Below are 12,493 nucleotides of genomic sequence, written 5' to 3'. Positions count from 1 at the left end.
TGCCTGAACTGTGGGGGAATCTGGGATGGCTCTGTCTGATGGGTCCGGAAAACGCCGTGCCAATACTCGCCGGCGGAAGGTCATTGCAGGCACTGCCTTCACTGCCGCCGCAGCTGTCCTGGTAACAGGTGCCATCCTCTATCCGGGTTTCAAGACCACCGAGGTGGACCTGAACGACGGCGGTGTATGGGTGGTCAGCAAGACCAAGAACGCGGCCGGCCGCCTCAATTACCCCTCCAAATCGCTGGATGGAGCAGTAACTCCGGCAAGTACCAACTTCGACATCCTCCAGCAGGCCGGCGATATTTTCATTGATGACGCCGACGGCGGCACCATCAACCCTGTCAGCGCAGCCAACATGCGCCTCGGAGGGGACCAAAAACTTCCCGGCTCCGCAGAGGTGAGTTTCGGCAACAAGGTCCTGGCTGTCACAGACCCGTCCAAGGGCAAGGTCTGGGCCGTTTCGCCCACGTCCATTGGCGGTTTCAGTGACGAAGCTGAACCTTTGTTCGAGCAGTCGCCGGGCGTGGCCTCAGTGGTGGGCGTGGATGACACCATCCACACGCTGGACCCTAAAGCGGGGACGCTGACGGCCACAAAGGTGGACGTTGACGGCAAGGCCGTGGACTCGCAGGTCAGGAGCGATGACGCTTTGAAGGCCGACGGCGAAGTCCAGTTGGCCACTGTCGGCGACAAAGCAGTGGTACTCAACGCTGCCACGGGCGAGATCGTGCTGCCCGGGGGCAAGAGGGTCCATCTGGACGATGCCCGGGAAGCAAAGCTGCAGCAGAGCAGCCCGGACTCCAACAGTGTGGCCATCGCCACTCCGAAAGCGCTGCTTCTGCAGCCCCTCGACGGCGGGACCGCCAAGACTGTTTCGGCAGATGGCCAGGGGATTCCGGCCGCCCCTGTCCATCTGGGGTCTTGCACGTACGCCGCCTGGTCCGGCGCCAACAAATACGTTCGGGAGTGCACCAACGAGGCAGATAACAAACGCTCCGACGTTCCCAAGGCGAGTGCATCGCCGTCGTACGTTTTCCGGGTTAACCGCGATCTCGTGGTGCTCAATGACGTCAACTCCGGCAACGTCTGGATGGTCAACCAGAACATGCAGTTGGTCAACAACTGGGATGACGTCATTCCGCCCCAACAGACCTCGGACGACGCCGAGAAGGACTCTGCGGACGAAGTCCAGCAGACAGTCCTTCCGGACAGGAGCAAACCCAACACCGCACCAGTGGCCAAATCTGATGCGTTTGGGGTCAGGGCCGGTAAGACCACCGTCCTGCCCGTCTTGGACAACGACGCAGATGCCGACGGCGACGTCCTCACGGTCAGTACCAGCGAGCCATTGAAGTCAGGCGCTTTGTCCGCCGTGTATGGTGGCACCGGCTTCCAGATTGCGGTTCCCGCAGGAACCACGGGCTCGGAAACTTTCAAGTATTCGGTGGATGATGGCCGTGGCGGTACGGGCGGCGCCGATGTTGACCTGCGGGTTGTGCCAGCGGAGGAAAACAACGCACCCCAGCCCAAGCCGAACCGGAACAACACGTTGGTGGTCCAGTCCGGGAAGATCGCCAGCCAGTTTGTCCTCACCGATTGGTTGGACCCCGACGGCGATGACGTCTTCGCCGTCGCCGTCTCCAGCAGTGATCCCGCGGACCAGGTCCGGATCCGGCCCGACGGCTTGCTCACCTTTCAGGATTCAGGGGCGGGAGCGGGCCGTAAGACGCTGACCGTCAGTGTTTCGGACGGGTCGCTGACCACCCAAGGGCAGATCAGCGTCGACGTTCGTGCTTCCGGTGCACTGCCGCCCATCGCGAACGCTGACCATGTGGTCGCGGTGGCGGGCCAGGATACGGTGATTGCGCCGCTCAAGAACGACACCGACCCACAGGGTGGCACGTTGCGGCTTGCGCAGGCACAACCGGATCCGCAGTCAACAGCGGTGGTGGGGCCGGACCAGCAGACTTTCAGTTTCAACTCCAGCACCGTCGGCGCCCATTACGTGACTTACATGGTGACCAACGGGCCGGCAAGCGCGCAGCAGTTGGTGCGTGTGGATGTGGTTTCCGGAAACAGCGACGGTGCGCCTGTTGCTGTTCGAGATATTGCGCTCCTGCCCAGCGGCGGCAGCACCGTGGTTGACGTGTTGGGCAACGACTCGGATCCCAGCGGGGGTGTCCTGGTAGTCCAGTCAGTCACTGCAGCCGACGGGCTCCCGGTATCGGTCGCGGTCCTTGACCATTCGGTCATCAAGATCACCGACATCCGTGCCCAAGGACAGTTGTCGTTGAAATACACGATCTCCAACGGCAAAGCCTCCGCAAGCGGGGACATCTCGGTCCAGGTTGTCCCGGCGCCGACCAAACTCCAGGCACCGCAGGCGAAACCGGACGAAGTCTCCGTCCGTGCCGGCGACGTCGTCACCATCCCGGTCCTGGAGAACGACACGGACCCCAATGGTGGAGAACTGACGCTGGACCCGGTCCTGGCCCAGCAGCCGGACGAGAAAGCCGGGCGGATCTTCCTTGCCGGCAACACGTTGCGCTACATCGCGGGCCCGGAACCCACCACCGTTTATGCGATCTACAAGGTCAGCAATGCCTCGGGCCAAACTGACTCGCAGCAAGTTACCATCCGCATCCGCGCCCGCGACGACGCCACCAACACCAGGCCGGAGCCGAGGAATCTGACGGCCCGCGTGGTTGCGGGGATGACGGTCAGGATCCCTGTTCCCTTGGACGGCATCGATGCCGACGGCGACTCGGTGCAGCTGATGGGCATCGATAAAGCTCCCGAGCTGGGGACGGCGATCCTGCGGGACGGGTACCTCGAGTTCACCGCCGGAGGCACGTCTGCCGGCACTGACACCTTCAGCTACCGCGTACGTGACCGTATTGGTGCGGAGAACACCGGCACGGTGATCGTGGGCATCGCGCCTGCGGAAGCCGATAACCAGAAGCCCATCGCGGTGGACGATGTCATTGATGTCCGACCCGGCCGGCGGGTGGCGGTGAATGCGCTGAAGAACGACTCAGACCCCGACGGCGATCCCATCGCTTTGGTGCCGACGTTCGAGGCCAAGCCGGAGCTCCAGGTAGAAGCTGCGGCAGGAAAGGTAGTCCTCACAGCTCCGGGTGCCGCCGGCACGGACAGCATCAGTTACCGGATACAGGACGATAAGAAGGCAGAAGCCGCGGCGGTCATCCGTGTCCAGACAAGCCCGACCGCGCCGCTCCATGCCCCCGTGGCAGTGGACGACAGGATCACGCTGGCCGAGACCCTGGGTAAGACTGCGGTTGACGTTCCGGTGGTGAAGAACGATTCCGATCCCGACGGCGTGGCGGAGGACCTCACCATTTCCCTGCCGGACGGAAACCCGAATGCGCGCGTCGGAACCGCCGGAAACGTGGTGGTGACACTCCTGCCCGAGGACCAGTTGATTCCCTACACCGTCACGGACATTGACGGACAATCAGCTACCGCCATCATGTGGATTCCAGGCCAAGGCCTCCAGTACCCCACGCTTTCCACCACAGAGATCGTGGAGGTCACAGCGGGGGAGGAAGTCACTTTGGCCCTCCAGGACCACGTCAAGGTCAGGGACGGCCGCCAACCCCGCATCACGGTGGCTGACAAGATCCGTGTCTTGGGCGGTGACTCCACCAACGTCATTGCTGGTGACGGTACTGCGCTGAGGTATGCTGCCAAGCCTGAGTACGTTGGCCCCGGGTCCATCACCTTCGAAGTGACCGACGGCAGTGGTCCGGACGATGCCGAGGGCTTGAAGTCCACCCTGACCATCCAAACCAAGGTGCTCCCGAACCCCAACGCCAATCACGCCCCCACCTTCAGTGGAGCTGCCATTGAAGCGCCGAAGGGGGACACCACTGAGCTGGACCTGGCCAACCTTGCCGCGGACGTTGATGAGCAGGACCAAGGCAAGCTCACGTTCAGCGTGGACGGTGACCTGCCCGGCGGATTCGACGCGCGGGTGGAGGGTACGGTCCTGAAAATCACCCCCGGGGGTTCGCTCAACCCCGGTGCCCGCGGAACCGTGCCGCTCAAGGTGACCGATGGCCGCTCGGAGCCTGCGAAGGCAGCCGTTACCGTCTCCGTGGTGTCATCAAACCGGCCAAAACCGGCAGCGAACGATGATGTCCTCGATAAGGCTAACGCCGGCAAGTCCGAAACCATCAATGTGCTGGGCAACGACTTCAACCCCTTCAGCGAACCCTTGACGGTGCTTTCTGCCGTGGTGGAGACCGGATCCGCATCAGGCGAGCCTGCCATTGGAGGCGACTCCATCACGGTGACACCCGCCGATGGCTTCAAGGGGGTCCTGGTAGTCAGGTACACCATCAAGGACAAGACCGATGATCCCAGCCGGCAAGCCGTGGGCCGTGTCCGGATCACCGTGCGGGACAAGCCCGACGCTCCTTCGGCGCCGGTGGCTACGGACGTCCGCAGCAAAACCGCCGTCCTCAAGTGGGCGCCGCCGTCGGATAACGGCGCAGCCATCACCAAGTACACGGTTAAGGCTGCGGGGTTCCAGCAGGAGTGCCAAACCACGACGTGTACGTTGACTGGCCTGACCAACAACGTCAAGTACGTCTTCACCGTGGTTGCCACCAATGAAGTGGGCGAGTCCCAGCCATCCGTGCCCTCCAACGAGATCACCCCGGATGAGAAGCCGTCGCCCCCTGACGTACCCACGGTCAAAGCAGGAGACAAGGACCTCGCCATCACCTGGACCCCCGCCAAAACCGAGGGCTCACCGGTGAAGCACTACAACCTGGAGATCTCACCGCCGCCCGCCAACGGAATCGCCGTCAAGAACGAGGTCACCGGCCTCAGCTACACCTGGCCGGGCCTGACCAACGGCGTGAAGTACAAGGTCCGTGCTCAGGCCGTCAACGATCTTGGCCCGTCCGACTGGGGGCTGTATTCCGCCGAGGACCACCCAGCGGGCATCCCGGGAACACCGGCGCCGCCGAGCACCACCGTGGTCTCCGCCCTCGGATCCAGGAACCAGCTCCGCGTCGACTGGGCCGAGCCGGGCATCAATGGTGACCCCATCAAGAGCTATTACGTCACCATGAGTGGCGGCAGCGGAACCACCCAGACGCAAACCGTTCCTGGGAACGTCCGAACAGCCACCTTCGAGGTTGCCACAGACCAATCGGCGTACACGTTTACTGTCCAGGCCGAGAACAAAGCAGGCAAGAGCCTGGTCAGCGCAGCCTCGCCACCGCGCAGGGCCACCGGAAAGCTGGGTACCGTTCAAAACGTCAGCGCGACGCCGGCCAACACCGGCGCCGCTGGTGGCCAGCTCACCATCAACTTCAGTGCGCTCGGCGACACCCAGCGCAACGGTTCCAAGGCCAACGAAGTCAGCTACACCTACTCCGCAGGCGGACGCTCCGGCGCCATCCAGCCCGGGCAGACCGTAGGAGGCTTCGCCAATGGCCAGGCCACCACCGTGACAGTGACAGCACATTCAACCGTGGCGCCCAGTTCCGATGCCGCTGCCGCGCCACCCGTCACGCCATTTGGTGCGCCGGGGACGCCGTCGGCGTCGGGTACGGGCGGTGGCCTGAACAACCAATCGGTCACCCTGAACTGGTCCTCGCCGTCTGCCTCCACCAATGACGTCAAGACCACCAAAATCAGGATCAGCGGGGGAGCATGGGAAACCGTGGCTGCCTCGGGTAGCCGGACTATCAACACCGGAGGGTGGGAGCAGACCCGCACCATCGACGTGCAGACGTTCAACTCACTCGGAACCGGCGGTCCCGTGGCAAGTGCCAGCGTCCAGTCCGGGCGGCAGGGCGTTTGGGAGGGCGTTCTTAATACCGGTGTTGTTGGGCGATCCTGCACCTACACCCTTGGTGGCAAGAACTACCAGCCAAAACCGGCCTTCACCTGCGATGGCAAGGGTGGAGACCAGCCGCCCTGGGAGTACCCGGGCCAGAAGATGGTTGTGAAGTGTTACATCGTCCAGCAGGATGTGGACAACCTCACCTTTACTTGGTGGCGCCTTGAGGATGGGTCCGCCCGGAACGTGGGCCGCTACATCATCGCAGGTCACACGACTATGGGTGAGCCAGGAGCAGTCGGAGCACCTGCATGCTGAACATGAAGAAACCACGGGACGGGGCACATCTCCCCATCGCGCGCCCAGTGGTTAAGGCCGTAGTCTGTCAAAGCCAATGGATAGCCCGGTCTCGGGTTTCCTCGATTGGACGTGGGGTGCGTGGGATAGTCTTAGGGACTGAAAATTCCGCCGCCGTATGGGGGTACTGCGGAATGCACGGCTGCCGGCACGTGTCGGTTGGCCCGGACGCCGCTGGGGAGCGGCTGTATATCAAGGGAATTTTGGGGCTGTGAGAAATTTCTTCGGCAAGTTGAGGCTGACGAGGCGTCAAAACAAGAAGTTCATAGCGGGAACTGCTGCCACGGCAGCGGGCGCGTTGTTGATCACCGGGGCTGTGCTGTACCCGGGCTTCAAGACCACTGAGGTGGACTTGAACGACGGCGGCGTGTGGGTTGTGAGCAAGACCAAGAACGCCGTGGGCCGGTTGAACTACCCGTCGCGTGTTCTCGATGGTGCCGTGACTCCGGCAACCACCACCTTTGACGTCCTGCAGCATGACGGCAACGTCTTTGTCGACGACGAGTCCGGTTCCACCATCAACCAGGTCTCTGCCGCGAACCTCAAGCTTGGCGGCGACAAGCAGCTGCCGTCGTCCTCGCAGGTGAGCTACGGTTCCACCGTCCTCTCCGTGACCGATCCCGCACGGGGCAAGGTTTGGGCGTTGTCGCCCTCCACCGTCAACGGTTTCGATGAAGCAGGCACCGAGCCGGTCCTGACCGGCGAACAGGGAATGGTTTCTGCTGTAGGTGCCGATAACCGCATCTACACTGCGGATCCGGGCAAGGGCGAAATCACCGTTACCGCGGTTGATGCCAATGGCGAGCGGACAGACTCACAGGTCACCAAAATTGACGAACTCAAAGGCGCCGGAGACCTCCAGATCGCCGTCGTGGGGGACAAGCCGGTAGTCCTCGACGCCGGTTCCGGAAACCTGTTCCTGCCCGGTGGCCGCAAACTCCAGTTGCAGGACGCAAGGGAAGCCAAGCTGCAGCAGAGCGGCGAGGACAGCAGCTTCGTTGCCATCGCCACGCGGAAAGCCCTGCTGAAGCAGCCCTTGGACGGGTCCACAGCGGCAACAGTCAACGCCGACGGCGAAGGTGTCCCGGCAGCACCAGTGCAGGTCAGCAAGTGTGTTCACGCAGCTTGGTCCGGGGCCAACAAGTATGTCCGCGACTGCGAGAACGATGCCGATGACAAGAAGAACGACGTCCCCAAGGCAAGTGCTTCGCCCAGCTACGTTTTCCGCGTCAACCGCGACCTCGTAGTCCTCAATGACGTGAACTCGGGCAGCGTGTGGCTGGTCAACCAGAACATGCAGCTCGTCAACAACTGGGACGATGTTGTCCCTCCCAAGAACCAGTCCGATGACCAGGACCAGGAGTCCGCGGACAACAACACCATCAACGTCCTGCCGGACCGCACCAAACCCAACCGAGCTCCGGAAACCAAGCCGGACGAGTTCGGTGTCAGGCCTGGCCGAACCACTATCCTCAGCGTCCTGGACAATGATTCAGACCCCGACGGCGACGTCCTCACCGCAGCGGTGGGCGCGAACGGACCCAAATCGGGGGCGCTGGAGAACATCTATGGTGGCTCAGCGTTCCAGCTCAAGGTTCCCGCTGACGCCAAGCCCGGTACGGAAACCTTCGACTACAACGCTTCGGACGGACGTGGCTTGTCCGCCGGTGGCCAGGTGACGCTGCGCGTGGTCGCTCCGGAGGACAACAAGCCTCCCTTCTTCAAACGCGGCGAGCCCACCACCATGCTGGTGGAGCAGGGCAAGTCCGTCAGCCAGAACATCCTGACAGACTGGATGGACCCTGACGGCGACGACCTCGTGCTTCTGGACGCCAAGACGGACAACGACCAGGACCAGGTGAAGGTCCGCCGCGACGGCCTGCTCACGTACCAGGACTCGGGTGCAGCACCGGGCAAGAAGAACGTCACCATCACGGTATGGGACGGCCGGGCCACCACCACGGGCAGGATCGTTGTCAACGTTCAGCCGCCGGGCGCTTTGGCGCCGGTGGTCAACGCCGACCACGTCACGGCAGTGGTGGGCCAGGACCTTGTCATCGCACCCCTCAAGAACGACGTCGACCCCAACGGCGGCGCCTTGCGCGTTGCCCACGTAGAGGCCGCTGGACCTGCGGAACTGGGTCCAGTGACCGACGGCGGTACGTTCACTTTCCGGAGCACCACACCGGGTCCGGTCTACTTGACGTATATCGCCAGCAACGGCCCCCAAAGCAGCCAAGGCCTGATCCGCGTGGACGTCGAATCCGGCAAGGACTCCGGTGCGCCGGTGGCGGTCCACGACGTCGCCCTGCTCCCTGTAGGTGGCAGCGTCCTGGTTGATCCGCTGGCCAACGACTCGGATCCTTCCGGCGGCGTGCTGGTCCTCCAGTCAGTTACCGTCCCGGATGGCTCCTCTGCCTCGGTCAGCGTGATCGACCACAGCGTCTTGCGCGTTACCGACGTCCTCGGCGCGAAAGAGCCGTTCGTTTTCAGCTACACCATGTCCAACGGCCGCGCCTCGGCCACAGGCACCGTGGGCGTCGTCCCGGTGCCGGCCCCCGCCGTCGTCGAAGCTCCCCAACCGAAACCGGACGAAGTCAACGTCCGCGTTAACGACGTCGTGACCATTCCGGTCCTGGACAACGACACACACCCGCAGGGCGAAGAACTGTCCGTTGATCCCGTACTGGCGCAGACCATTCCGGAAGAGGATGGCAAGGCGTTCATTTCCGAAAAGACCTTGCGTTTCATTGCCGGCCCCACCCCCAAGACAGTGCGTGCCATCTACAACGCCGTGGACCCGCAGGGCCAGAAGAGCGCCGCGGCTGTGACCATCCACATCCTGCCGCTGGAGGGCGCGCAGAACTCACGTCCGCAGCCGCAGAACCTCACCGCACGCGTGGTGGCAGGCGGAAGCGTCCGAATTCCGGTGCCGCTGGACGGCATCGACCCCGACGGCGACTCGGTCCAGCTCACGGGCATCGACAGCACCCCCACCATGGGAACCGCGACGGCGGGCAGCAGCTTCATCGATTTCGTCGCCGCAGGTGATGGCGCGGGAACCGACACCTTCCGATACAAGGTGATTGACCGCCAAGGTGCGGTCAATACCGGAACGGTGACGGTCGGCGTCGCGCCCCGCGGTGAAGACAACCAAAAGCCTGCCCCGGTGGATGACGAAGTGCGGGTTCGGCCCGGACGGCAGATCGCCGTGGATGCCACTGCCAACGACACCGATCCCGACGGCGACATCATCCGTATCCTGACGGACAGCATCGAGGCCGACGCAGGGCTTGAAGCACAGGTCAGCAAGACCAGCGGCCGGGTCCTGGTCACAGCGCCGGCAGCCGAGGGCACTGTCAACGTCCGCTATTCGGTGGCCGATGACCGGGACGCCGTGGGCCAGGCCAGCATCCGGGTGATCGTGAAGAACGACATTCCGCTGCAGGCACCCATCGCACGCGATGACCGCGTCACGTCCGCCCAAACGCTGGGTAAGACCGCAGTGGACGTTCCGGTCCTGAAGAACGACGAGGATCCTGACGGCGTGGGGGAGAACCTCAAGGTCACCACAGGCTTGGAAACGGCCCGCCCCGGTTCCGAAGGAAACGTGGTGGTGGACCTCACCGAGCAGCCGCAACTGGTGCCGTACACCGTGGAAGACGTGGACGGCCAGAAGTCCACAGCCATCATCTGGGTTCCGGGCATCGGCCAGCAGGTTCCGACTCTTGCCAAGGACGAAGTGGTGGAACTGGTTTCGGGCCAGTCCGTCACCGTTAACCTGGCCGAATGGGTCAAGGTGCGCGATGGAAAGTCGCCCCGGTTGACCCAGGCGGACCGCATCAAGCTCATTGGTGCGGACGGCAGCGACCCCGTTGCGGGCAACGGAACGGCCATCAAGTACACCGCCGGTGCCGAATACGTCGGCCCCGGGTCCATCAGCTTCGAAGTCACTGATGGTTCAGGCCCTGATGACCCCAACGGACTGAAGTCCACGTTGAGTATCCGTACCAAGGTGCTGCCTGATCCGAACAAGAACAACCCGCCGGTGCTGCTTGGCAGTGACGTGGACGTTCCCAAGGGTGACTCAGCCAGCCTGGACCTGGAGAAGCTGGCGTCCGATCCTGACTCCGACGACGTTCAGAACATGAAGTATGAGTTGGCCGGTGCAGCCCCGGGTGGATTCAGGGTGAACGTCGATGGCAAGACTTTGAAGGTCTCGGCCGAAGACTCCGTGCAAATCGGGCAAGGCGGCACGGTCCAGGTGAAGGCCAAGGACCCTCGCGGCCTCGAAGCGATTGCGACGTACAAACTGCGGTTGACGGCGTCCAACCGGCCCAAGCCGGTAGCCAATGACGATGTTGAACCGGAGGCGCAATCCGGAAAGCCCGTCACCGTCAATGCCTTGGCGAACGACTCCAATCCGTTCCCGGACACGCCGTTGAAGATCGTTTCGGCTGTGACGGAAACGGGACAAGGAACGGCCGAAGCCGGGGGCGGCAACGTCACGGTAACTCCCGCAGGCGGCTTCACCGGCACCATGGTTGTGGCGTACACAGTGCAGGACAAGACAGGTGAGCTCTCGCGGTATGCGACCGGCCGCATCCGACTCACGGTCAAGGACAAGCCGGCGGCACCCACCACGCCGCTGGCCCAAAGCGTGGGCGACCAGACGGCGTTGCTGACGTGGAACGCGCCTGCTGATCGCGGCTCACCTATCACCAAGTACACGGTGTACGGGGAGAACGGCTTCAAGCAGGACTGTCCCGCGAATACGTGTACGTTGACCGGGCTGACCAACAACGTGAAGTACCACTTTGCCGTCACCGCCACCAATGCGATCAATGAATCCGAGCGCTCTCCGGTTTCCGCCGAAGTCCGTCCGGACGTCAAGCCTGACACTCCGGTTGCTCCCACGCTGAAGTTTGGTGACAAGCAACTCTCGGTGGCCTGGATTGCCCCTGGCAGCAAGGGCTCGCCCATCAAGTCCTACGATCTCGAAATCTCACCGGCTCCGGCCGGTCAGAACCCCCAGATCCAGAACCTCACGGGCAACAGCCACGTCTGGACCGGGCTGACCAACGGTGTGGCCTACAAGGTCCGTGTCCTGGCCCGGAACGACGCCAAGGAACCCTCCGAGTGGAGCCCCTACTCGGCGGCGGAAACGCCGGCCGGCGTACCGGCAACCCCTGCCGCGCCTTCAGTAGCCGGCGCCAAACCCCTTGGCAACCAGAGTCAGCTCCAGGTCACCTGGGCTGCGCCGAACAACAACGGCGACGCCGTGTCCGCCTACACGTTGACCACTTACCGGGGCGGTGCCGTGGTGGCAACGCAGTCGGTGGGGGCGACCTCGCAGAACGTCACCGTTGCCAACGCTGAAGCTGATTACACGTTCACGGTGTCGGCTACCAACAAGGCAGGCGTCAGCGGGGTCAGCCAGCAGTCTGCGGCAATCCGCGCTGCCGGCAAGCCCGGCACGGTGGGCAGTGGCTCCGTCACAGCCACCGGAACCAGTGGCCAACTCACTGTTGCGTTCACACCGCTGACTGCCGCCGAACGCAACGGGTCCCAGGACAACGAGATCACCTATCGCTGGCAAACGGCTTATGGCTCAGGCCCGATCGGCCGTGGAGGTGGAAGTATCGGCGGCCAACCCAACGGCACCAATGTGGTGGTGAACATCATTGCCACCTCGGTCAAGAACGGTATGGCAGGCGATGCCAAGGCCATCGGCACTGGCAACCCGTACGGTCCGCCCAACGCCCCGAATGTCAGTGGTGGAAAGTCTGCCAAGGGTGACGGCCAGGTTCACTGGACCTGGAACAACCCGGCCATGAACGGCCGACCCCTGGACCACTACGAGGTCAGCCTCGACAACGGCGGATGGACGAGCGTAGGTAAGGCAAACAGCTATGACGCCCCCGGCGGCGGCTGGGATAAGACCCGGCAATTGAAGGTCAGGGCAGTCACTGTCGTGGCTGGTCCAGGGAGCGGGAATGTCAACGCCACCAGCGGCGCTGACCCCACGCCGCCACCCCCGCCACCACCGCCGTCCACCACAATCCAGGCGCACAACAACACCTGTCCCGGTAAGCCCGGGCAGCCCGATACCTTCAACCCGAGCGGCCCGTCCTGTGGTGTTGGCTGGGTTTCACGGTCCGAGGGACGCCTGAAGATCGATTGCACCAAGGCTATATACGCCCCCGGCAGCAGTACTCCTTGGTACCGCGTCACCGAGGGCAGCCACCCGGGCTGGTTCGTGAAGTCCACCACTGTGGACATCTACGGCAGCCGTCCCGGCGGTTGCTAGCCTGT

2 protein-coding genes are annotated in these 12,493 nt (G+C 63.4%); both read left to right on the top strand.

Annotation, left to right across the window (positions count from 1 at the left end):
* Nucleotides 1–25 precede the first annotated feature (25 nt).
* Complete coding sequence (locus BLQ01_RS06590) at nucleotides 26–6,139, top strand: Ig-like domain-containing protein (protein WP_091550696.1); 6,114 nt, start codon at nucleotides 26–28, stop codon at nucleotides 6,137–6,139.
* Nucleotides 6,140–6,296: 157 nt separating this feature from the next.
* Nucleotides 6,297–12,488, top strand: a complete 6,192-nt coding sequence (locus BLQ01_RS06585; RefSeq protein WP_091550694.1) for an Ig-like domain-containing protein — start codon at nucleotides 6,297–6,299, stop codon at nucleotides 12,486–12,488.
* Nucleotides 12,489–12,493: the final 5 nt, after the last annotated feature.

This window comes from Arthrobacter sp. UNCCL28 (assembly GCF_900102805.1).
In the GTDB taxonomy this organism is placed as follows: Bacteria; Actinomycetota; Actinomycetes; order Actinomycetales; family Micrococcaceae; genus Arthrobacter; species Arthrobacter nicotinovorans_A.
Note: the sequence above shows the minus strand (reverse complement) of the source record. Positions and strands in the feature narration are given on the sequence as shown.

Coding starts and splice junctions, on each gene's coding strand:
- BLQ01_RS06585 (WP_091550694.1), top strand. CDS start 6,297: ATGGGGGTACTGCGGAATGCACGGCTGCCGGCACGTGTCGGTTGGCCC.
- BLQ01_RS06590 (WP_091550696.1), top strand. CDS start 26: ATGGCTCTGTCTGATGGGTCCGGAAAACGCCGTGCCAATACTCGCCGG.